The organism is Hyperthermus butylicus DSM 5456 (genome assembly GCF_000015145.1).
In the GTDB taxonomy this organism is placed as follows: domain Archaea; phylum Thermoproteota; class Thermoprotei_A; order Sulfolobales; family Pyrodictiaceae; genus Hyperthermus; species Hyperthermus butylicus.
Map to the genome: position 1 here is coordinate 746,903 of NC_008818.1, position 22,129 is coordinate 769,031.

Annotated in this window: 19 protein-coding genes; 10 read left to right on the top strand and 9 right to left on the bottom strand. The window is 56.9% G+C overall.

The window, feature by feature from the left end:
• The first annotated feature begins 174 nt into the window (after positions 1 to 174).
• The 3 genes from HBUT_RS03980 to HBUT_RS03990 all read left to right on the top strand — a co-directional run bounded on the left by HBUT_RS03980 (position 175) and on the right by HBUT_RS03990 (position 4,393).
• Positions 175 to 1,659 carry a 4Fe-4S binding protein gene (locus HBUT_RS03980; RefSeq protein WP_011821929.1) on the top strand — a complete coding sequence of 495 codons (1,485 nt, stop codon included), beginning with the start codon at positions 175 to 177 and terminating at the stop codon, positions 1,657 to 1,659.
• Positions 1,660 to 1,708: 49 nt separating this feature from the next.
• Positions 1,709 to 2,188 (top strand): hypothetical protein, encoded by a 480-nt coding sequence (locus HBUT_RS03985; RefSeq protein ID WP_011821930.1) that lies wholly within the window; start codon positions 1,709 to 1,711, stop codon positions 2,186 to 2,188.
• 243 nt (positions 2,189 to 2,431) lie between these two features.
• Complete coding sequence (locus HBUT_RS03990) at positions 2,432 to 4,393, top strand: hypothetical protein (RefSeq protein WP_011821931.1); 1,962 nt, start codon at positions 2,432 to 2,434, stop codon at positions 4,391 to 4,393.
• Positions 4,394 to 5,058: 665 nt separating this feature from the next.
• Here HBUT_RS03990 and HBUT_RS03995 read toward each other — a convergent pair.
• From HBUT_RS03995 to HBUT_RS04005, 3 genes are all read right to left on the bottom strand, one after another.
• The gene (locus HBUT_RS03995; protein ID WP_011821932.1) at positions 5,059 to 5,475 is read right to left on the bottom strand and encodes a type II toxin-antitoxin system VapC family toxin; all 417 of its coding nucleotides are present in this window, start codon (positions 5,473 to 5,475) and stop codon (positions 5,059 to 5,061) included.
• Positions 5,472 to 5,741: an AbrB/MazE/SpoVT family DNA-binding domain-containing protein gene (locus HBUT_RS04000; RefSeq protein WP_011821933.1), complete on the bottom strand. Its 270-nt coding sequence runs from the start codon at positions 5,739 to 5,741 to the stop codon at positions 5,472 to 5,474. The genes HBUT_RS03995 and HBUT_RS04000 overlap by 4 nt, the downstream gene beginning before the upstream one ends.
• A gap of 581 nt (positions 5,742 to 6,322) precedes the next feature.
• Positions 6,323 to 7,597 carry an RsmB/NOP family class I SAM-dependent RNA methyltransferase gene (locus HBUT_RS04005; RefSeq protein WP_011821934.1) on the bottom strand — a complete coding sequence of 425 codons (1,275 nt, stop codon included), beginning with the start codon at positions 7,595 to 7,597 and terminating at the stop codon, positions 6,323 to 6,325.
• A gap of 278 nt (positions 7,598 to 7,875) precedes the next feature.
• On the opposite strand from HBUT_RS04005, the gene HBUT_RS04010 reads away from it, so the two are divergent.
• Positions 7,876 to 8,220: a hypothetical protein gene (locus tag HBUT_RS04010; protein WP_048061458.1), complete on the top strand. Its 345-nt coding sequence runs from the start codon at positions 7,876 to 7,878 to the stop codon at positions 8,218 to 8,220.
• 210 nt (positions 8,221 to 8,430) lie between these two features.
• Entirely contained in the window at positions 8,431 to 9,381 is a 951-nt protein-coding gene (locus HBUT_RS04015) for a glycosyltransferase family 2 protein (protein ID WP_011821935.1), read from the top strand.
• Here the strand turns inward: HBUT_RS04015 and HBUT_RS08905 are convergent.
• The gene (locus HBUT_RS08905; protein WP_011821936.1) at positions 9,349 to 10,209 is read right to left on the bottom strand and encodes a putative CRISPR-associated protein; all 861 of its coding nucleotides are present in this window, start codon (positions 10,207 to 10,209) and stop codon (positions 9,349 to 9,351) included. The genes HBUT_RS04015 and HBUT_RS08905 overlap by 33 nt on opposite strands.
• 75 nt (positions 10,210 to 10,284) lie before the next feature.
• Positions 10,285 to 10,662, bottom strand: a complete 378-nt coding sequence (gene pth2, locus HBUT_RS04025; protein ID WP_011821937.1) for a peptidyl-tRNA hydrolase Pth2 — start codon at positions 10,660 to 10,662, stop codon at positions 10,285 to 10,287.
• Between the two features lie 496 nt (positions 10,663 to 11,158).
• On the opposite strand from pth2, the gene HBUT_RS04030 reads away from it, so the two are divergent.
• Positions 11,159 to 13,984 (top strand): transglutaminase-like domain-containing protein, encoded by a 2,826-nt coding sequence (locus tag HBUT_RS04030; protein WP_011821938.1) that lies wholly within the window; start codon positions 11,159 to 11,161, stop codon positions 13,982 to 13,984.
• Positions 13,985 to 14,131: 147 nt separating this feature from the next.
• Entirely contained in the window at positions 14,132 to 15,310 is a 1,179-nt protein-coding gene (locus HBUT_RS04035) for a DUF1464 family protein (RefSeq protein WP_011821939.1), read from the top strand.
• Positions 15,311 to 15,327: 17 nt separating this feature from the next.
• Here HBUT_RS04035 and HBUT_RS04040 read toward each other — a convergent pair whose 3' ends face one another.
• From HBUT_RS04040 to HBUT_RS04050, 4 genes are all read right to left on the bottom strand, one after another.
• The gene (locus tag HBUT_RS04040; RefSeq protein WP_011821940.1) at positions 15,328 to 16,428 is read right to left on the bottom strand and encodes a threonine synthase; all 1,101 of its coding nucleotides are present in this window, start codon (positions 16,426 to 16,428) and stop codon (positions 15,328 to 15,330) included.
• 198 nt (positions 16,429 to 16,626) lie between these two features.
• Complete coding sequence (locus HBUT_RS04045) at positions 16,627 to 17,673, bottom strand: aminotransferase class V-fold PLP-dependent enzyme (protein WP_338034156.1); 1,047 nt, start codon at positions 17,671 to 17,673, stop codon at positions 16,627 to 16,629.
• Positions 17,634 to 17,900 (bottom strand): aminotransferase class V-fold PLP-dependent enzyme, encoded by a 267-nt coding sequence (locus HBUT_RS10100; RefSeq protein ID WP_338034157.1) that lies wholly within the window; start codon positions 17,898 to 17,900, stop codon positions 17,634 to 17,636. The genes HBUT_RS04045 and HBUT_RS10100 overlap by 40 nt, the downstream gene beginning before the upstream one ends.
• Before the next feature lie 181 nt (positions 17,901 to 18,081).
• A complete protein-coding gene (locus HBUT_RS04050; protein WP_011821941.1) occupies positions 18,082 to 18,726 on the bottom strand; it encodes an L-threonylcarbamoyladenylate synthase in 645 nt (214 codons plus the stop codon).
• Between the two features lie 224 nt (positions 18,727 to 18,950).
• Between HBUT_RS04050 and HBUT_RS04055 the strand changes: the two genes are divergently transcribed.
• The 3 genes from HBUT_RS04055 (at position 18,951) to HBUT_RS04065 (ending at position 21,764) form a co-directional block, all read left to right on the top strand.
• Entirely contained in the window at positions 18,951 to 19,391 is a 441-nt protein-coding gene (locus HBUT_RS04055) for a thioredoxin family protein (RefSeq protein ID WP_011821942.1), read from the top strand.
• A 209-nt stretch (positions 19,392 to 19,600) separates the two neighbouring features.
• Entirely contained in the window at positions 19,601 to 20,284 is a 684-nt protein-coding gene (locus HBUT_RS04060; RefSeq protein WP_011821943.1) for a LysE family transporter, read from the top strand.
• 376 nt (positions 20,285 to 20,660) lie between these two features.
• Positions 20,661 to 21,764 carry a zinc metalloprotease HtpX gene (locus HBUT_RS04065; protein ID WP_011821944.1) on the top strand — a complete coding sequence of 368 codons (1,104 nt, stop codon included), beginning with the start codon at positions 20,661 to 20,663 and terminating at the stop codon, positions 21,762 to 21,764.
• The last annotated feature ends 365 nt before the right edge of the window (positions 21,765 to 22,129 follow it).

Consider the following 22,129-nt stretch of genomic DNA (forward strand, 5'->3'; position numbering starts at 1 on the left):
GGCTGTAGTGTGGGACCCTAGTATCGGCAGCGCTAGCCCGGTAGCTTGGGATGCCGGGGCCAGCCCTCCCGGACCCCTACGTCAGCGTGGGAGGTTACCGCTCCTCTTGCCGGGGCTCGGGAGTAGTAGGAACTATTTTCTGGCGAGGGCTGTAGGACTTGTTGGGCGTTGGGCTTGCCGCGTATTGTACGGCTTCCTGGGGCGCCACCAGTACCTGGCGCCGTGGACGCCGGGTCTATTGAGGAGGCCGTGGAGGTTGCCGTCGAGGAGGCTTCCCGTGAAGAGGAGGTCTTGATTGTTGGCCGTGGCGCGTGGGAGGCCTACGGCGAGGCTGCGTGGAGGCTGCGGATGGAGGGTGGCAACTTCTACCTCTTGGAGGCCCTCGATGCTGACGAGGAGAAGCTGCACCGTGACGGGGCTTCGAAGCTGTTCATGGCGCGTCTAGCCTATCTTGCTAGACGCCGTGCCCGCGACGCTGTCTTAGAGCCTGCTGGCGGGGGGAAGAGGGTTAGCCGCCGCACGTTGCTCCGCACAGCTGTTGTCGGCTCCGCCATGGACTACACGGAGAAGCCGATACATGACCAGCTCTGCGGGAAGAAGCCCCTCGGAGACTACTGTAGCTGGTGCCTAGACGCTTGCGACGTTGAGGGGGGTTGCGCCGCATCCGCCGCGCTGTGCGGTGTTGAGCTGCTCCACGTGCCCGGGTATTCCCGGGCTGGGCTCCAGGACATGCTGCGGCTCCTCTCCATCACGGGGCCCGGCTACGCCCTAATAGCTCCACGCTCCGTGCTCGCCAAGCTCGTCCAGGAGCTAGGCAATAGCAGCCCCGGCCATCCCGTTGTCGTTGTGCCGGTCTCCTGCCCCTACGTCGTCGGGCTCGAGGAGCTTCTCGCCCTCCGGGGCCTCGGCCTGGAGCCCATCATGGTTGACGATGGCTGGGAACGGGAGCTGAGGAGGTGTAGGGAGAGCCGCAAAACATACCTCGAAACCGTGGCTGCCGACTACGAGGGGATTACCGGGGCCAGCCTCGCCATTGTGGAGGCCGGCAAGGCTGTCGGGCTCGTGCAGGAGGAGCCGGGCCTGGAGCCGCTCGGGGACGCGCTGGAGCTGCTCGGGAGAGGGCTGAGGCCCCTAGCGCTAGCTGTCGCCAAGAGGTCTGGGGTCTCGGCCGATCTGCGGACAGGGTTCACGGGGCTAGTAATAGTTGACCAGGAGCGCTGCACCCTCTGCGGCGCCTGCGCTAAGGAGTGCCCGACGGGCGCCCTCAAGCTGAGGGAGGAGGCGGAGGGTTCGGCTCTGCTCTTCCTGCATGACCGCTGCATAGCGTGCGGCTGGTGCCGGGAGGTCTGCCCAGAGGACGCGATAACGGTTAAGCGGGCCATAAACCCCGCCATCATAGACTCGCTGGTATCCCTCGTGGCAGGGGAGGAGCTGCGCTGCATAGTCTGCGGCAACCCGGTAGGCCCAACGAGGATGGTCGAGAAGGTCGTGGAGAAGCTGTTAGCGTCGGGCATCGACCCGGAGAAGATGCCTACTATACTCATGTGCAGCACGTGCAAGCAGAAGTATAGCCTAGGCCTCATAGACGAGGCGAAGGTAGACTGGGAGGCCCTGCGACGCTTCGTGCAGCGGGCACGAGCTAGGACAGCGGCTGGATAGGCAGCTGTTTAAAAGGCCACGCCGCAGCCTAGCAGCTGGGAGCACGGGTATGAGCATGCAGGTAACCGTGAAATACGACGAGGTACGCGAGGCGCTCCAAACGCTAACCGGGCTAAAGCTCCGAGGCAACATTAGCGGCCCCCCAACCTCCAGGCTCCCCCTCCGCAGGATAGTAGAGGACGCCATGAAGCCGAGGATAGCCGCTGTAGAGGAGTATCGCGGCAGCAGGATAGTAGCAGTGAAGATAGACGATAGCCTCTACCTGGTCTGCCACTTCGGGCTAGACCAGCCAGACGACTTCTGCATAGCGCTGGAAGGCGAGAACGCTTGGCAGCGCGTAGCCGAAGCCGCAGACAAGCTCTCGAGGAAGATGAACGAGTCCTACACGCTCACCCTCTCAGCCATAATCCACGCCCTCCAGGGAATCATAACCGGCGAAGAGGAGGAGGTAGAGGAGATAACCGACCCAGACCAGGTCATCGAGGAGCTGCTAACCTGGCTCCCCGAGTACATAGCAGTGGTAGAGTAAGCCTCCCCGAGACCGCCAGTTATGCCACGAACACTCTGAAAACGAGCATGCTCAGCAAAACTCCACTTCCGAAACCATAGCCTACTTTGAAACATCCACGACTGGATTCTCTTAAGAGCGTTGACCTCCTCCTGCCCGGACTACTCTGCCAGTCTAACAGCTGTGAAATACAGCATCTCTCTCTCGAAGAAAAATTGAAGAGTCATACAGTGCAGAATTGAACATGAGAGGAAGGGGGCTTCTATGCCCTCATTGAGGGCTAAAACCGTTATTGCAGCTTCCCTCGCAGCCGTTGTGCTCGCAGGCATAGCATTCTACGTGTCGCCAATACTGTCCGGCTACTTCCCGAAGCCGGGAACTGTAACTATTGTACTTGAGCCAAGCATATATAAAGCGGCTGGCAGGGAGTTCTCAGGGCATGGCCACATCTATATCAGCTACGGGGATAAGATTATTCACCGCGAGCTTGTTAAGGAGCTTGAGGAGGTTAAGGCCGGTAGAACGGTTAGGGTGCAGGTAGAGATACCGGATAACATTCTCGATGATTGGGCTAGGCATAGCAGGGCGCTAAAGCAGCTGCTCGCCGAGCAGAATTATGGGGTATCTGTCGAGATACCAGCTGTGACAGTCACATTCTACTTCACGTCTCCCAGCAGCAAAGTGAAGATCTGTACGGCAACCTACTCCGCAAGAGACTGGTACCTGGAGAAGCTCCATAACCCCATAGAGGCGGGCAAAAAGACCATCGAGGACCCCTTAAGGATGTTCGTCGAGGGAGCCATTATAAGGATAAACAGTGAGAAGCTGCGCTGCGGCACAGTGGAGACAAAAGCCCTTGAGGAGGCGCTAGTAGAAAACCTACAGAGCCGTGGCGTCAAGGCTAGCTGGCAGCCCGGCTTCGGGCTAGTCATAGGCGGGAACAAGACAGCAATGGTGGTAGCTAAGCCGGGTAAAACCGTAGACGGCTTAACAGCTACCACCACTGCTAGCAACTGTCCAGGCTACATGGAAGTAGTGTACAATTGGGACCTCTACAACTCCAGGTACAGCCCGCCCAGCAGCTGGTACGAGAGGCTGAGAGGCATACCTCGGAGCCAGGCAGAATGCCTATGGAGGCTCTTCGCTGAGACATACTCGAAGAAGTACTACTTCAACGCAGACATCTACAGCTACGACGAGGCCAGAAGCTACACCGTAAACAAGCTCGGCGGCGGCCTATACCCAATGCAGAACTTCATAGCCAGGCTCATAAACACCAACGGTGGCGCATGCACTGGAGGCTACATACCAACATGGTACCCCTCACCAGTACCAGACCCCAACCCAACACTAGACACGCCATGGCTGGGAGTAGTACTCTCATACACAACAACAGACCTAGAAACATTCAAACCGATACAAGTGTCTGGAGCATTGGCAGCAGGCAAGCTACAGTTCGCATACAGCGGTATATCATTCTTCGGCATACCGGTATGGGAGAACCCGTACGGCGGACTCCAGATGTATGCAAGCCCTGCCGGAACATCGGCTGAGGAACGAGCTTATGTGTTAGCTCCTACAATGTTTCTCTACCTGGGTGATGCAGCAGTCGTACTCTTCAACTCGGAGACAGTAACGTTTCCGGATGGATGCCGCTACTATGTGTTCTGGGCTGACGTGGCGTTCATCCCGCTCTACAAGATACAAAGCGTGGACTGGTCCAAGATGAAACCTGATCATCTAGACTTGACACAACTTCCTCCCAACTATATGGCGCTTAGCTGGAGCGCTCACGCAGAGCTAGTAAAATACGCCTATGCTGGAACCCGGAAAGAGACATTGCTCTATGAAACTTCATCGGCTGATGTGGTGGAGGGTGGTGCTGGCCTAGCAGCAGCGATATACTCTGTGTACCAGCCCTGGCTAGAGTCCGTGCTCAGCGGCATCCTGGGTACTACAGGGAACATACTAGCGTCCTACATGGTTTCCGTGATTAAAGCCGCTATAGGCTTTACCCAGTTCACCATAGAGGGTGAGGGCATGGCACACGCTGTTGAAGTAAGAGTGCAGGATGTAACGCCATATGCGTATCCTATTAGGATCTATAAGATGAGATGCCCTGACGTGCTTGCCGAGGAGTATACGTCGATAGGCTATGAGCCGTATACTGTAGAGTATATTGTTGAGGCAGGCGAGTATACTGGCGCTCCCCCTGGCGCGACCTAGAACGACAATACTAGCACCCGGCTGCAGCACCCAACATTTTAATATTCTTCAATATTAGCAATAGTTATATACATTATAAACTTTGAACACTACGAACACTACGGTAGCAATACAGGGACTCGCCAAGCCCCGGCTTGACATAGAACTTTGTGGCTAGTGGTAGGCTCTTATATTGATGGTTTAAGCTAGAAATAGTGGTGTCCAGGGAAGAGTGTAGGTTTATGTGGCAATAGACGTGCTACCAGCGTGTCCAGGGTGGGGTTCGAAAGGCGAATGTTGAGGCCTTGGGTGGTGAAGAGGAGAAGCGGTTTTAGGGCCTTAGAGGTGGATGATGAAGAGTTTTAGTTTGCCGTTGCAGCCAAGCTGGTTATACTTGAGATCCTAGACGAACTGAAGGGGCTGAGGGAAGACTTACAAGCTCTACAAACCCCCCTACCTAGAGAGTCTGAGCACGGCAAGAGGTTTTGACGGGTCAAACGTCGCGGAGGTACATAGGATGGGCCACATTGTCTGCCCATTCTTGCTCGAGAAGAGCCAGACCGGGGAAGGTTGCTAGAGAGGTGTTGAGCTGGTAGTGGCAGTAGGATCCGCGCCGGGCTCAAGCGCTAGTCGCTGGTGGGTAAGCGCACGGCTTTACCAGCAACGGAAAAACCGAGGTTCACTTCTTATGGGCTACTTGTAAGCCAGACCCTTTTCACGTCAGGTACTTTATCCAGCTCCTTATCCTCGCTTATCACTAGCCTTATACCATTCATCTTCATTGCTGCTACGTGGAGAGCATCGGAGGGTTTAAGGTTGAGCTTGGCTATTAGCCTAGCTGCCTCTCTGTACTCATCCTCGCCAAGCCCTATTACTGTAACGTAGGGCAGCACTATAGCCTCTATGAAGTCTAGCGTTACGCTATAGGGGATACCGTATTTCCTCTTGGAAACATAGATTAACTCGTCAAGTACAAGTACATCCGTGTAGAGCTTGTACCGGGATAGTATGTCCAGGTAGAAGCTCTCGTAGACGAGTCTACGCTCGTCCTCAGCTATAGTGTTGAGATATACTAGTAGTGGGGTGTCGAGAAAGGCTTTCAACTTTCAAACTCCTCCTCGAGATAGTCGGCTGCCGCCTCGCCCGGCGCTGGCTCACGTCTTCCCTGAATGCTTCTCAGCCTTGCCGCATGCGCTCTAAGAAGCTCTTTGATCCTATCCACATCAACCCGCTTCTTAGCGGGCTTTAGAAGTATACCATCCCTTATTTCAACTATCACCTCGTCACCCTCGTCGATGCCGACTGCCTCCCTCACAGCCTTCGGAAGTATAATGTAGCCCTTCCTGCCAACCCTGAGCTTGAGGGTCAAACCTGGCCCACCCAGGGGTGGAACTAGGCTGAGTAGCCACTAATTATTTGTGACACCTATAACCACACTCTAACCCGGCCATAAGCCATAGTGGATGAGTGTGTGCCTGGAGAAGCAGGACACACCAGCCTTCGGTGCCCCAACCACTTAATGGGGCTGTCTCTAGCCGCGATAGGCTTGTCCTGCGATGGTAGGTGCTCTCAGGAGTGTTTTCCAAGATCCTTGTGGTCAGAGAGGGTATGACGAGAGAATGGTTTGGGTTTTGGCTAGCGTTTAGTTGTAGGCTGTTCTCTCCAGCGGCCATTCTCTCGCTCAGACTCTAGGCTTTGACGAGCCCTAGGTATAGCTTTCCTGGCTCCGGGTGTGAGAGTGTTTCTGCTGAGCCCTCGATGCTGCCTGCCCCTGCACCAGTATGTAGCCCCTATCAGCTATCTCGAGGGCTTTCCTAGCGCTCTGATCTACTAGCAGCACTGCTATGTCGGAGTCTGCTATGCTTCTTATCGGCTTGAAGATCTCCTCTGCAGCTCTAGGGAGAGTGCTACTGTAGGGGCTTATCTAGCTTAACTCTGGTTGTTCCGGGCTCATGCTATCTTGGCTAGTTTTGCTATGAAGAAGCCTTGTGTCTTGTGTAGGTGTGGTAGCATGCGCTGAGCCTTTGGTAGGCCTTGTGGGCGCTCGCCGAGCACGGGCTCGGGCTCCACTATCTCCACGTCGGGGTGTGTTTCGAGGAGCCTCCGGAGAACCCATACCGTCTCGCTCCTCGTGAGGGTGCAGACGCTGTAGACTATCGTGGCTCCCCGGGGCAGCGACTTAGCTACTGATGCCAGTATTCGGAGCTGCAGGCGGCGGTAGTAGTGGAGGTCGCCTCTGGTGAGCCAGAGCTTGACCTCGGGCTCGTACTGCAGCCTACCAATATCAGTGCATGGAGGATCCACTATCACTACGTCCAGCTTTCTCCAGTACGGCATCCTTGCATCGCCAACGGCGAGATCCACGATGTGGCCTAGACCCAGCCTTGACAGCGTCCTCTTGGCCTCCTGGAGGCGCTGCGGCTTCACATCCCCCGCAACCACGTAGCGGGCGCCGAGCCACGCCATGTGGCTAGCCTTTATCGCCGCGCCAGCAGTGGGGTCAGCTGCCACCCTACCCCTGGGCGAGGCGACCCAGCCCACCAGTGTGGAGGCCTTATCCTGTATCGTGTAGAGGCCCTCCTGGTACTCCCTGGTGCGTGTGGCCTCAGAGGCACCCTTGACTATCCTGGCTACGTCTGGGAGGTCTTTGTCGGGTTCTATGACGACGCCCTGCTCTTGCAGCCTCTCTGCAAGCCATTTACGGTCTACGCCGGGTCTAATCCTTATCCAGCGCACTGGATCACTGTTCAGCACCTCGAGCAGCTTTGGCAGGTCTGGTATCCTGGCTTCCAGCAGCTCCTCCAGCATCCACCTGGGGAAGCTGTAGAGCACACTCAACCTGTCAAGCCCCGACAAGCCCTTCACAAACTCGCGGGGATCGGCCCCCCTCAGCTCCAGCAGCTTATCCGGGTCGAGCCCCGCCTTCTCCGCCAGCTTCCGGGCCCGGGTCGGCTTCAGCTTACCCGACAACGCCTCGTACACGAGGACCCTGGCTAGCATCCAGCGCTGAGAGTGGCTCGGGGGCCCATACCCTAGGCTCACCAGGACACGGTCCAGCAGCAGGTAGTGCCTTGCAACGCCAAGCGTCAACACCCTCACAATGGGCTTCATGTAGTCCAGCTCGGGGTTCCGGGAGAAGAACCCAACCGCAACGTCGCGGAGCGAAGCCCTCCTCCTAACGGTCTCAGCGAGAATCCTAGCGGCAACCTCCTCCGGCAGCACCATACCCTCTAACCCAGCTCCGTCAAACACCACACTGCGGTCTTCTAGGCTTCTCCCACCCACCGATCATGCCTATATAGCCCTCCGCCTAGCCATGCTGAGGCCCATGTAGTCCGGGAGACCCCTCCTAGACCATCAGAGCCCTTCACCAGCGAGGTGGAAGGCCTTATTCTGTCAGCCAGCCCAGCACCGTCGAGACAATAGCTATTCACTGGCGCGAGCCAGGTTAAAACCTAAAAATAATCTTCATGGAGTCGTGTTCCGATGAGGTGTCCTCCACCATGAAGTTTATGGTGCTTGTTCGAGGCTTTGTTCTAGGTGTTGCTCTCCTCCTAGCTGTATGGGATTTCCTCAGCGTATACTTTGTCGTCATGTCTGGTGAGGGCTGGTGGAACGGAGAGAAGCTTAGCGGCTGGGAGGCCATACGCACGCTTGCGCCTCTCTTCGCAGCGCAAGCTGTGCTCGAAGCCACAGCATTCTACATACTACACCAGGGATATAGGCCGTGGATTGCCTCGTTCCCCCAGCTGCTGCAGCATTGTTGCACGTCTATGCTGGGCTCCACATTTGCGCCGACTGCCCAATGTCGCCAGGAGAGGCCGGCTCGGCCTTGCCAGCGGGGCTAGCAGCTATGTTTGCCCCGTTCCTGCCAGGATCTCGTAGGGGAGAGCTCTCCAGTTGAGCCCCACCGATACAATGTGTTCTATAGGGGCTGGGTTGTTATAGATGCCGTGCCGGGTTGCTGATGCTCCGGAAGCACGTTATGCGGGTACACCGGCTTGGACAAGAATTAGGACTTATAGAAAGCCTCTTGAGGTTCGGTGGGCTGGGCCACCTTGAGCGCCGATGACAGGGGCTACAACGATGTCACCGTTGTTGTGCCAACGCTGAACGAGGAGAAGGCTATTGGGGCCGTTATAGACGAGCTGCTCTCTGTTGGTATTCCGCGGGAGCGCATCCTGGTCGTGGACGGGTACAGCACTGATCGTACGAGGGAGATTGCCGGGTCGAAAGGTGTACGCGTGGTGCTGCAAGAGGGGAGAGGGAAGGCTGCAGCAGTAAAGACCGCGTTGAGGTACATTGATACCCCTTACACCGTGCTCGTCGACGGCGACTACACGTACCCCGCCAACTACATCCCGGAGATGCTGGAAAAGGCTCGGAAGGGCTGCGACTGGGTTGGCGGTGCGAGAGTGAAAGCAGAGCCCGGAGCGCAATCGCTCATATACAAGCTGGGTAACCGGGTGCTCACAAGGCTCTTCAACCTCCTCTTCGGCACCAAGCTTCGCGACGTGCTCACCGGCCTCTACCTTGTAAGGACGGATGTGCTGCACGAGGTGGACTTCGAGTTCCACGGCTTCAGCGTTGAGAGCGAGATAGCAGCACACATGGCTAGCCAGGGCTACCGTGTATGCGAGGTGCCGATACTCTACCGGCGGAGGCTCGACCCCAGGAAGAAGCTTGGAATTCTCCACGGCCCACAGATAGCCCGGGACATGATCCGGCTCGCGTGGAGGTACAACCCAGCCTTCCTCATATTCATCCTTGGCGCCCTGCTGCTGGCACCAGGCATAGCCCTGGGGGGCTACGTGGCCTACAAGTACCTCGTCTACGGCGTGAAGCACCATGTTAAAGCATTGATAGCTACTACTACTATGACCTTGGCAGGATTTAACTCTCCTCCTGGCAGTGCTAAGCCTCTACCCGAAGAGGATGGAGATAAGGATTATGAGGAAACTCCGGGAAAAGACGGGCTAGAGCATCCCGAGGTACAGCTTCGATACTAGTGTGAGGATCTCCGCTGCGCAGTCGGTAACCTTGTAGTAGCCCTCACCGAGGCTTTCAAGGGCGCCACTCTGGGCTAGGAAATAGAGTATCCATTGCACCTCGACCAGCTGGGGATCGTCGAGCCTTATCTTCGGCTTGTGGTGAGCTAGGTATTCGAGCTTTGCCACTATAGCCAGTACACGGCCCTTATCCACGTTAAGCGGTATCAATGGAAGCATTACTGCCTCCCTCATAGACTCATGCTTATAGTACGCTGCAATGGGGCCGGCGAGGGAGGCTGCAAGCAGCGCTATGCCCGCCTCGGGCTTGAAGCCACCAGTAGCGTTTAGGTAGACCGTGTATCCTTCCCTGGCCAGCTCCTTCACGTCGCTGGTAATGGCTTCTACAATGTTTATGAGTCCCCGCCAGAAGTCTGTTCCGAGCCCAGAGACCATCCTCTCGGACACTTCTGCACCCCTGCATTTTCCTGTCAGGAAGCCCCTGAGTATTTCGGCTGCATACCTCCCCTCCAGCGTATCACTAGCATAGAGGACGATTCTGCCCACACCGGCACAGCCACTGCCGAGAACCCACTCCATAGCGTTCAGCTCAGCACTCATCCCATACGGGTCGCTCTTAACAAGACACTCCACGTAGCTCCAACACCTGCTATCCCTCCTCAGCTCGGCACACTTGCCCCGATCGAGCCTACGGGGATCAGCGCATGAAGCTAGCAGCTCCAAGCACCGGTCGCCAGGCCAGCTACAACCGTCATGAGCACCTCTCTGAGCCCTCTGGAGAGCATTACGCAGCACACTAGTACCAACAATCACGAGGTGTGCCTGCAAGACGCCTAGGCACCCCGCTGCACGTGAGAACCCGGAAGGCCGGGAGGTGCTGGGCTCCGGGTGGGAGGAGATGCACTAGAGCAGCTTTAGCTTTCCTGTTACCCGGTCAACAATAGGTGAAGGCGCTGGCCCCACAGCCACAGCCGTCCTAGTACCGGGTGGCAGCTCTGTCCGCCCCGCGTCAGCTATGAGGCTTGTTGGGAGCCCAAGGCGGAGCGCCTCCTGGTAAACCCGGAGCAGCTCAGCCTCGCTATCAACCTTCACCACGACCTTCTTCTGGCCCTGCCTCCTCCACTCCTCCAGCCACCTCCTCCACTCCGGATGGCCCGAGTCAAGAATCTCTAGTACAGCTTCAACAGCTGCATGAGCAGCCTGGGCAGCCAGCTTCCCACGGCTCATCTTTAGATCAGCCCTAACAACAATAACTTGCTTATACTCCGTGCCATCCACCATTATTAGCACCCCAGGCTGCCACAGCTGCTATCCCGCAGATCCCTAGCCTCTCACAATCTTATCATGCTTTTGAGGTCTTCTGGTATAATTCACCGCCAATACAGAGATAGGCTAACCCGGCCATTACATGTTCTTCGTCAAGTATATGGGATAGCTTTGCAGAGAGCCTCCCCGCCCCCTCCTCAAGCTCTTAATCCATCCTCTTTCTAGCTTCGTTCTCCAAAGCTCTCTTAACAACATCGCTAAGGCCTAATACCACGTTTGCCAAGCAGCCTCTTCAACTTCCTGTTATCTTAGCGGAAACCATAACATAGCCCAAGCACAACAGCATAGCCGAGTAGAGTGATTGACGCCGCGGAGTGGACTGCCATAATCTGCTGCTCAGACTGTAGGGCCCACATATGCAGCCGCTATAGCGTGCGCATGGCTTTGTGTAGCGTGTAGGGGGTAACTTTCTTCCGCTGCAAGCTGAAAGCATATTGGCGTGGGGTTCGGCGTGGCTGGTAGAGCTAAGCTAATAGCTGCCTTCGTTGCTCTCGCTGTCTCACTTGCCTACTTCGCTTCGCCCGACACGGTTACCAGCATGATAATCGATGCTGCGAGGACTGTATACGAACTCGTCCAGGGTCTTACCGGTGGAGGAGAGGCGCCGGCAGCTCAGCCGTCCACTGCCCAGCCTCTGCAAGCTCCTTCCTCGGCAACTGTGCCTCCAGGAACACAGGAGCCCTCCAGCGAGTTTACCGTGAGAGTGGAGGAGCTGAAGAAGCTGCTGGAGCAGCTCCAGCTTGTGCCCCTGGTGTCGGAGGAGGCTTCTAGACTGCTCTCCCAGCTAGACTCGCTAGTCTCTGCTGTCGAGTCCGGCACTGCCACCCCTGACGAGGCTCTTGAGAGGCTTGGAGAGCTAGAGGATGCGTCTAGACTGCTCGCCAGCCGTGTCGAGGAGTATGTTGGTGAGGCTGTGACGAAGGCTGAGCAGGTGGCGGAGGAGGCTAGGAGCCTGGTTGCGGGCAACGAGACCATGGCTCGTGTCTTGGAGCAGGTTCTTAGCGTGCTTGAGGAGGCTGTTAGGACTGCTCGTGAGGCTCTCGCTGCTGGACGCCACGCTGAAGCATATACTGCTGCCCGTCAGGCCTTGGAGGTTGCTGGCATGCTTGAGGAGAGTCTCCCACTGTACCAGATGGCTCTCCAGCTCCTCTCCAAGGCTGAGCAGCTCGCATCCGAAGCTAGGAGGGTTTCCAGTGCCGCGCTCAATGCTTCTACGTGGGATGCGCTAGCGGCTGCCGAGGAGGCTGCTGCAGCAGCCGTTGAGGCTAGGGCTAGGCTGCTAGAGGCCCTAGGCTCGTTTCCTCCGAACGCTACACTGGTTGAGGAGGCTGCTGGGCTTCTAGAATCTGCCTCGGCGAGGCTCTCAGAGGCCGAGGCGATGCTTTCTGCTGAGGCACCAGCTGTTGGTGAGGCTGTAGGAACGCTGGAAAGGATGCTAAAGCAGGCTAAATCCAGACTCGCGGAGGCCTTTAGGGCTGTAGAGCTTGTCGGCGATAAAGGCGTCAAGCAGTACCTTGAGGCGAGACTTGAGACCATCAGGCAAGCACTGAGCATACTAGAGGACTATGTAGCGAGGGCTGAGCAGCTACCGCCCCAACAGCTAGCAGCTGCTATACATGCAGCCGCAGCTGTTGCCGGAGATGTTGAGCAGGTGAAGCTCCTCGCTACAAGCTGGGCTGCCGTGCTCCAAACTGTCAAGCCCCGACTCTACGTGAACCCTGCTAATGGCTGGCTTGTGGCCGACGTACCGGGGACGATTGATGCCATAGCCTTCTACCGGGCCAACAGCCCTGAGCCAGTACTGGTTGTGAGAGCCTTCAACGTGGAGGATACTGTAGCCGAGATAGATCCCGTCATGGCGCAGTTCTCCCCGCTCCACAGCAGGCTAGCAGTAGGCCTATCCGAGCTAGCTGGGAGGCTCAAGCCCGGCCGCTACCTGGTAGTCGTAGCAGCCACCGACCCCGCCACCGGCGAACTCGTAGAAGCCTACCGGGGCGAAATAGTGGTCGAGAACGAGGGCTCGGTGACCATAGCCAGACAGCTCGAGGGCAACCCGGTATTCAGCCCCTGTAGCAACGTCAGCCCCTACCGGACAGCGATACTCTGCGGTTACACCCCATCAACACTAGCTATCATCAGCTTAGAGGTCTACGGCGCCTATAAGCCAACCTCGTCCGCTGAGGCTGCGTGGAGGGTGTTGGAATGGGTGGGTAGGAGCTTTACCTACGACACAAGCAAGGCTGAGACTGTACCCACGAGGATCTATACGCCGCTAGAAATGCTCTCAACCCGGCACGGCATCTGCAGCGACTATGCTGTCTTCACCGCTGCTGCACTGCTCGCCGGCGGAGTCGAGAGGGCACAAGTAGTGGTGATGCCAGCTACGAACCACGCAGTAGCAGCCGTAGAGGCTGAGGGCACCCTGCTACTACTAGACCAGCATCTCCCACCAATAGAGCCTGGAGACTATGTAGAATACGTTGCGCCAAAACTGAAGGAGAACCCAACAGTTACAGTCTACAATGTGGAGATGCAAGGCGGCCAGACCGGCATCCCGGTAGTTACAGCCTGGTTCGACACTAGGCTAAGCACACTCGACACCTATCCCGAGGACCGTCTGCCAGACGAGGTGTTCACGGACGCAGCAGAGAGGGCTGCGGCGAGACTGGGAATGGAGCTAAACCCGGTACTAAAAACCGTTATAGAGCAAGGGCTAGCCTACCACGTAAAGATCGTCTACGGCCTCTGGCTCGGAACGGTTACCAGCAAGCCCGTTCCAGTAACCGTCTACTACACGCCTATCCTGCGCAGCTACTGGGAAGAGTACATAACTTCAATACTCGCCGAGACTGTGGAGCAGGGCTACCCCGAAGCAGTAGAGGGCCAAGGGTCAATGGCAGCTCTACACAAGATAGTTGTGGTAGGAGATGGGAGCGGAGACGCATTCTACGTCTACGCGGTACCACTGGTAGGGCTACGCATAGACTACAGCGTCAAAGATGGAAAGGCGGTCCTACAGGTAAAGCCTAGCGGCGACATCTCACTACTAGTATACGATGCTGAAACCAAGCAACCAGCAGCCGGAGTAGTAAGACCAGGCTACATGTACACAACAATACCCTACATAGAGGCCGACGAATGGACCTGCACCCCCGCAGGCTGCACGATAGTATTCAGCCTAAAAGAGCTGGCCCAGCATCTACAGCCGGGCCGCAGCTACACCCTGACAGTCTGGATAAACAAGCATCTAGTCTACGCCATCCCGCTGCAATCCTAGCAGGTAGAGCCCAGCGTAAACGCAGACCTCGGACACGTACAGGGAAGGCCCCCCTCCTCCCCCGCTATGTCTGCGGCTAGGGTTTAGGACGGGAGTTCCCAGGAGTCTTTCCGGAAAACCCTACTATCCTGAAGAGGTGTCCTGGCTTTGGCGCGCGCCCTGGGCGTAGATCCTGGTACAGGCTCGTTTGACCTCGTTGTTGTTGATGGGGAGCACGTTGTCTGGGAGAAAAGTATCCCCACGGCTGAGGTTGCCCGTAATCCCCGAGTGCTTGTGGAGGCTATAAGGGAGGCCGGCCCAGTGGACATCATCGCTGGACCCTCGGGGTATGGTACTCCAGTGGTTTGTAACGAGGATATCGTCGACCCGGAGCAGTTCGCGCTCGAGATCCTGTTGTTGACGCCTCGGGAGCAGCTTAGAGCCGGACTAGAGAAGGGGCACGTTGGCATTGCTGTGTACAAGGCGTTGGCAGACGTTGTTGTTGAGCTTTGGCGTGAGCGGCTCCCCGTCTGCTACATACCCGGCGTAGTGCACCTCCCCACCGTGCCTCGGTGGAGGAAGCTCAACAAGATAGACATGGGTACGGCTGACAAGATGGCTGTCACCGTGCTCGCCGTCTACGACTACGCCCGGACGCATGGTGTGGACTATAGCGAGGCCACGTTCATACTCGTAGAGATGGGCTACGGCTATAACGCCGTGATAGCAGTCGAGAACGGCAAAATCGTCGACGGGCTTGGCGGCACACTTGTATCGCCCGGCTTCCTCACGATAGGAGCTGTTGACGCTGAGGTAGCTGTTGCGGGGGGCTGCTGGGAACGTAGCGACGTGTTTGAGGGGGGCGTCGCCAGCATCTGCGGCACCGCCGAGCTGGATAGGGCGCTTGCAATGAGTGGCCGGTGCAAAGAGGCGTTCCAGGCCCTCTACGAGGGTGTGGAGAAGTCTGTCCGGGCAATGCTGGCAAGCGTTAAGCCAAGGGAGATAATAGTTTCGGGTAGGCTTACGAGGATACGTGAGGTCTACGAGGAGGTTTCCAGGAGGCTTGAGAAGATCGCGCCGGTACGCCGACTAGGCTTCCTAGAGGGCGCCAGGAATGCTAAGGAGGCCGGGCAAGGGTACGCCATTGTCGGGGAGGGTCTTGTGGGGGGCGTCTTCTCCAGGCTAGTACGCCACATGGGCATACCCGAGGCACGTGGAACCGTGATGGACTGGATTGTACATCCCCGCCTACGCAAGGCTAGGGCGAGGCTACGCCGAGCATACCTGGAAACAGTGGTGCCGGGTAAGGCTGTGGAGATTCTCTGGGAGCCTGATATAGCCCCGTAGGATGTGGAGTGATGGGGCTACTTGAAGTACTCGAGTGTTTTTAGCCCCGACCCAGTGAGTGGTGCCAGCACCTCCTCGCCCTTGTCTATGCAGCCCCTCTCAACAGCCTCCAGGAGGGCCGGATATAGCGTCGCACTCGTGGGCTCGACTATGAAGCCCATCGACGCCAACATCTTCAGCCCCCTCCTAATCCCCTCGTCGTCGACGAGTATCACGCAGCCCCCCGTGGCCTTTACGGCTTCAGCAGCCTCACCGAGCCGGGGCGGCTCCGACACCATTAGGCCGTCGGCTAGCCTCGAGCTGCGTTCCTCGGCTTCGGGCTCCTTACCGTAGACTGCCCGGTAGAGGGGCGGGTTGGAGTAGCCCTGCACCGCGATGATCCTGGGCACGCTGTCTATGAGGCCTTGCTCGACAAGCTCACGGAAGCCATGGTAGATCCCGAGGAGGAGCCCGCCAGAACCCACAGGTACAAGCACGGCTGACCCACGGAACCCGTCCTCGAAGGCCTCGAAGGCTATTGTTTTCGCGCCCTCGACGTAGAATGGGCTCCAGGTGTGAGCCACATAGAACACGTCAGGCTTCTTGAGCTCCCATAGTACGGCCTGGGCAGCCTCGCCACGACTAGGAGTCAGGACCACCTCCCCGCCGAGGGCTCTTACAAGCCTCTTCTTTCCCTCCGGAGCATTGACAGGCATGTATATCCTTGCACGGAGCCCGTAGGCGGCAGCGTACGCGGCTACTGAGATCCCGGTATTGCCCGAAGTATCCTCTACAACCAGCCTGAACCCCATGCGGGAAGCATAGGCTAAAGCAAGGCTGGTTCCACGGTCCTTAAAGCTCCCGGTAGGGTTCAGATACTCGAGCTTGAAGAACACCCTAACCCCCTCAACGCGGCGTTCAACGAGCGGCGTGCCACCCTCCCCGAGAACGCGGGGAACCTCCAAGGGGAGCATCGAAGAATACTTCGCAAGGCCGCTGCAGCCGCTGCGGGGCTCCCAGCGCCGCGTATACCGGAGCTGCAGAGGCCCGCTACAACGGGGGCAGCGCCAGTAGTAGCCGGAGCCTATAGCCGCACTCCACCCACATCGAGGACAAATCCATTCAGCGCTACCAGCCAAGACAGACTAAGCCCCCGGGAAGACAACGTACACGCAGTCCCCTAAAGCTGAATACCTCTCCAGAAAGAGGGGCTAGGAATACTCTACAACACAACGATATTTTGTGGAACAGCATGGAGTGCTGCTAGCCTGGTGTAGTCTTGAAAAAACGGCCTAAGCTTCGGCTATAATGCTCCGAACACCCCTATGGCGGAAAGGCTAGCCTGCTGTGCAGTAATCCGCCTCAGTTGCTGTCAGTATGTCTTTCATCTTGTGTATCTTCTTGAGCGCGTCTACCAGGGCTTCCACTTCCTCCTTGGTGTTATAGATGTAGTAACTTGCCCTAACCGTGCCCCGTAGGCCTAGCCTGTAGTGTAGCGGGTGGGCGCAGTGCATCCCGGTTCTCACTGCTATGCCGAAGGTGTCTAGTGCTCTACCTACAGTGTGGTAGTGGAGGCCCCGCATGTTGAATGCTATGACTCCTCCTCGGTGCTCGGGGTTGCGTGGACCATAGAAGTCCACTATGCCTGCTAGCTCCTCCTCGAACAGTTTAATGGTGTAGGCTACCAGCTCCTTCTCGTGTGCCCGGACGTTCTCCATGCCTAGCCTCTCTAGATATTCTACTGCTGCTGCTAGGCCTATGGCTCCGGCTATGTTTGGTGTACCGGGCTCGAGGCGCCAGGGCAGGTTTGCCCACTCCACACTCTCCAGTGTTACGTCCTTGATTGCGCCTCCTCCGGCTATTACTGGCTCCACCTGCTCCAGAATGTCCTTGCGGCCCCAGAGAACACCGATGCCGGTTGGCCCGAGCATCTTGTGGCCGCTAAACGCTAGGAAGTCTACGCCTAGATCCCGCACATCTACTGGGAGGTGGGGTACTCCCTGCGCGCCATCAGCCACCACTATTGCGCCCACCTTCTTCGCCTCCCTAACTATCCTCTTTACATCATTTATTGTGCCGATGACGTTGCTCATGATTGTGACCGCTACTATCTTTGTCTTCTCGGTTATCATCTCCTCTAGTTGGTCGTAGCGAAGATAGCCCTCATCGGTTATGTCTAGATACTTTACCTTGGCACCGGTTAGCCTCGCCACCGTCCTCCAGGGAAGCATGTTGCTGTGGTGCTCCATGACTGTTACGAGTATCTCGTCGCCGGGCTTTAGCAGTTTAAGCCCCAGGCCAAGAGCTACCATGTTGATCGCATAGGTCGTGTTGTGGGTGAATACTATCTCCTCCCAGCTCCACGCATTGATGAACTTGGCCACCTTCTCGTGGGCCTGCTCGTAGGCCTCGCTAGCCTCTTGGCTGAGCGTGTGTAAGCCACAGGTGCACAGTTAGCGTTGTACTTCTCGTAGAACTCCCGAACCGCCTCTATGACCTGGCGGGGGCGCTGCGACGTAGCCGCATTGTCAAGGTAGATTATAGGCTTGCCACCAATCTTGCGCTCAAATATGGGGAAGTCCTTACGAATCTCGTAAGGGTTAAAGCCCAAGGCCAGCCCTACACCCGAGTTAAAGTGGGTAGAAGCAAATTGAGGCTATTATTCATTATTTTCAATCATTGCACTCAACTGCAGGACCCGGGAAGTGTAGGGCTGTGAGGAGTAGGTCGGCAACCCGAAGCCCCATGACGCCATGGGCGATGTGGGTTGCCGCGGTTTGCCGAGCCCCATCCTAGGCTTCGATGGGTGTAGCTAGGACTGCCTCGATCTCCTCTGGAGGTATTGGGCCTCTTCTCACCAGTCTCGGCTTGGGTGTTGTGAGGTCTACTACTGTTGACGGCGTACCCCCGGGGGTGGGGCCACCGTCTAGGTATATGTCTACGCGGCAGCCTAGTTGCTTCATTGCCTCCTGCACAGTGCAAGGTGAGGGTTTACGGTGGAGGTTTGCACTTGTGCCAGTGATTGCTCCCCCGACGGCCTCTATGAACTTCAGCGCTATGGGGTGGTTTGGCACACGCACACCGATCCTCCCGGTTCCCGCATGTAGTAGGCTGGGAAGCCCTGGTTTTGCCGGTACGACTATGGTTAGTGGACCGGGCCAGAATCTCTCGGCGAGCCTTCGAGCCCTATCGTCTAGCTCGGCTATCTTCTCGGCAGCCCTTAGGCTGGAGACCAGGACCGGTATTGGCCTGTTTGAAGGCCTCTCTTTCGCACGGAAAACCCTCCACACGGCATAGCTGCTAAAGGGGTTGGCGCCGAGGCCGTACACGGTGTCGGTAGGGTAAACTACGAGGCCTCCCAGGGCTACAATCCTAGCTGCAACCCGGATTGCTGCCATCGTAGCAGCTGCCGCACGAGGCGTACACCAGCTGGACAACCTGAGCACCCCCAAGGGGTTCTTGGGGCTCCAGGGCAGTTATCTCTACTCGCCACCATACCTCCCCATTGACACATTTATATTGTTTGTATTGTTTATATGATATGATTATTTTCTCCTGCAGGAATAGTTTCTAATAGCTTCCGACAAGCTTTTCACCGATGTGGAGTAGTGTTAAACAGCGCCAGTGTGATCGCGAATAGCCAGCTGGGTGTAGTAGCGCCTTGACACCCGATGCATGGGACGAGTTCGACTCCCTATGGGATGAGTATGTGGCTAAGGCTGTCGAGGCTGCTAAGCGAGCAGGGGTAGTGCTCGCCCGGAGCTACGATGAGTATCGTAAGGCTATCTGCAGCAAGCCGGTAGCTGTTGTAGTATTTACGAGCCCTACATGCCCGGCATGTGCTGCTTACCGGCCGATATTCTACGAGTACGCCCGGAGGATGAGCCAGTACCGTGGCAAAGTAGCGTTTGTAGAGGTTGACAGCTATAGCGCCTATGAGGCAGCGATGGAGGCTGGTGTTATGGCCACGCCTACTACAGTAGTATACCTCAAGTGCAAGCCCGTGGATGGCTTTATTGGGCTAGCCGACGAGGAAACCCTAGACGAAATAGTGCGCCCATACATCACCAAAGCCGTGGAGGAGGGTGAGGAGGACGAGTAGCAAGAGGCCGGGGGCTCGGACCCGCCGAGGACCCCCTCCCCATGCCGTGGCTCTCGGTGAAAGGGCGTCCCTCCCCATAACCCCCGGCCATGTCTTTATGTGGCGGTGACTCCTGGTGGATAAACGTTAGCTCTGCTGTCTCACGTCTTTTCAAGTGGCGAAAACGTTTTCTAGACCGGCGGAGCTTGCTAGACCGCGATGAGCCCGCCTTGCAGCCCAGGAGTGCTGTGACTGGGCGCGAGCTTCGCAGCATAGTTATTACTACACTGCTGGTTACCCCTAGCGGAGCGTTAAGCCCTGGCCTCCTATCAGCGTCAGCCATAGCTGTGGGTGTTTACCTTGGCGCTGTGGGTGGCCTGGTTGTAGCGCTGGGCCACATGGTTTTCGAGCTGCCCTACGTTGGACTACTTGTCTACTGGGCTGAGCGGTTCAACCGTGTATTGAGGAAGCTTGAGAAGCCCCTGGCACTGCTAACGCTTGCTGCGGCAGCTTACTTTGCAGCTGGGTTGTTCGAGACGGCTGCCGGGCTGCTCTGGGGCACGGGGGATACAAGCTACGGAGTTTCCGTGGGGTCTACGCCAACTCAAGCATTTGTCGCCGGGATCGTGTTTACCGGTGGGAACCCTTACTTCCTAGCATGGTGGCTGACCATTGGCCTGCCACTGGTTCGTGGAGCTGCAAGCCTAGGGGCAAGAGGTTTTGCTGCAATGTATCTTAGCCACGTATGGATAGACTATGCGTGGCTTGTACTGCTAGCAGCTGCTGGTGGCGGACTGGCCGGAATACCTAGCCTCTATGCAGCTCTGCTAGTAGCACTAACACTACTACTCATCGTCTTCGCTGTAGACGTAGCGCTGAGAGCCTTCACGGGTAAGAAGCTATTACCATTCTAGATGAGCCTTGGCAAGCAGGCCTAGATGAACACTTGTACTAGCACGCAGCCTCCTCCAAGCCCCACGTCGCCAGAGATAACGTCCACCACAGATGCTAGGAGTGCTTTTCCGCCACCGCACCCGGTGCATTGCCAGGCTTAGAGCATGTTTTGCTGAGCTTGCAGCGTCTTTGTCTACCTCGACTGTGCTACTGCTCTTAGGCCTCTAAGACCCTTCCATGTCGCCCCAGGGCGGTATAGATGGAAGCTACTCCACAGGAGACCCATCGCCCAATTCTATCCTGCCCCTCGTGGAAGACCTTATTACCTGGGTTTAGAGTTTGCAGCACTCACTCTAGGCGAGAAGCTGTATGGGATAGGTATGGGGTGGTGAGTACTTGTTCCTCCTGGTATGGGACCCGCTAACATTCACCGTGCTCGTGCTTCTCTATGCGGCTGGGTTCCTCCTGCTCCAGCTGCTAGCTATGCGTGTAGCACCCCGCGTAGCTGGGTTCATATCTAGCCGGGTGAGCCTCTACACCGCGATGCTCATCACGGCCGGCCTCATTGTTGGTGGTGGCCTCATAGCGATCTATGCTATCTACAGCCTAGCTGCGAGTTATGGCTATAGCCTGCCTATTGGGTTCCTGCTGGCATTCCTCATCGTAGCTAACCTGATGAGCTACCTGCTGGCGCCATACATGATCAATGCTGTTTACAGGGCTAAGCCTGACCCGGAGCTCCAGCGCATCGTGGACGAGGTTGCTTCGAGGGCTGGTGTTAAGCCGCCAAAGGCTGTTATCGTTGAAGGTCCGCCAAACGCATTCGCCTATGGCAACTTCCTTACTGGCCGCTACATCGCCGTGTCGAGGAGCCTCTACGAGATTCTGCCCCGCAACGAGCTCGAGGCCGTGGTAGGCCACGAGATTGGCCACCACAGGCACCGCGACGTAGTCATAATCATGTTGCTGGGCCTTGTGCCAAGCATACTCTACTACATGGGCGTATGGCTTATACGTATAGGGCTGTGGAGCGGCGCCTACCGTAGCCGCCGCGAGGGCAACGGCGGCCTGGCCCTTGTCGCTGTGGGCGCGCTGAGCGTGCTGCTAAGCTTCATCATGCAGGTAGCAGTGCTAACGTTTAGCAGGCTACGCGAGTACTACGCTGACGCCCATGGAGCTATCGTTGCCGGCGCGAGGCCCATGCAGCGTGCCCTGGCTAGGCTCCACCTCTACTATCAGGGCCGTAGGAGGGAAGAGCTAGAGAAGAGCAGTCTGAAGGCACTCTTCATCTACGCACTTGTAGAGGCTGCAGCATCACCATTCTACAGCTACACTGGCAGCAGCTGGTCCTGGAGAGGAGACATCGACAGCATCGTCGAGAGGCTGAAGAGGATGGAGGTCAATCCTGCAGAGGAACTGTTCAGCGACCACCCACCGATACCCAAGAGGCTAAGGTTCCTTGACAACCTCGAGCAGGCCCTAGGCAAAGCAAGAGTCTAAACAGCCAAGTTTTCACGACACAAAGCCACACTGCATGTAATATTTTACAGTGTGGTCTTCAATCCAGCCCCTCAGCAGAGTGGAAACATTCCCCTCCACGGCCCATGCACAACATATGTGCACTATGTTTCAACACGTATAGCCCAGGTTTTTCTCAGCACGTCAATCCTTAGTCACCATAATTATCTTGACGAGCTACGCATGGATATACCAGTGTGTTATTGGCAGCTATAGCTGATAGGGAGGAGCCTGCTGGATATAAGCAATGATGCGTATAGGTGTGTCTCGTAGCAAGGTGTGTCTTGGCATAGGTTGTACGGGGGTGTTAGCCGGGTATTCCAGCTATGCTTTCAGTTACCACCGTC

Coding starts and splice junctions, on each gene's coding strand:
- HBUT_RS03990 (WP_011821931.1), top strand. CDS start 2,432: ATGCCCTCATTGAGGGCTAAAACCGTTATTGCAGCTTCCCTCGCAGCC.
- HBUT_RS04005 (WP_011821934.1), bottom strand. CDS start 7,597: ATGGTGCTGCCGGAGGAGGTTGCCGCTAGGATTCTCGCTGAGACCGTT.
- pth2 (WP_011821937.1), bottom strand. CDS start 10,662: ATGGTGGATGGCACGGAGTATAAGCAAGTTATTGTTGTTAGGGCTGAT.
- HBUT_RS04010 (WP_048061458.1), top strand. CDS start 7,876: ATGAAGTTTATGGTGCTTGTTCGAGGCTTTGTTCTAGGTGTTGCTCTC.
- HBUT_RS03985 (WP_011821930.1), top strand. CDS start 1,709: ATGAGCATGCAGGTAACCGTGAAATACGACGAGGTACGCGAGGCGCTC.